This window comes from Dellaglioa sp. CoH-55-MRSF-8 (genome assembly GCF_056782195.1).
On record NZ_JBXAYH010000210.1, the window covers coordinates 1 to 264 of the forward strand.

Genomic DNA, 264 nt, shown 5'->3' on the forward strand with positions numbered 1-264 from the left:
TTTTTCTTTCATCCGCGAAGTATGGCTGCAATTTTGCCCAAACAGCCTTAGTGCGCTGCGATGGCCCTGCGAGAAAAGCTTCATCGCCCGCGTAGGGTGTCACGTTCCGGACAATGAAATCGCGAACGTTGATGGAGTTGAACCAATCTCCGGGCCGGAAACCGTTCCAGCAATCTCCGGCATCCGCTTCTTTTTTCAGGGCTGCGCTTGCCTTCATGGTGCATCTCCGACCGCTTGGGCTGATCGCTTGAACAACCTCATGCG

General features: G+C 54.5%; 1 protein-coding gene. It reads right to left on the bottom strand.

What is annotated here, in order from left to right:
* A partial coding sequence (locus tag AC1RPW_RS08520; RefSeq protein WP_481769531.1) for a hypothetical protein occupies positions 1-217 on the bottom strand: 217 nt, incomplete at its 3' end.
* Between the last annotated feature and the right edge of the window lie 47 nt (positions 218-264).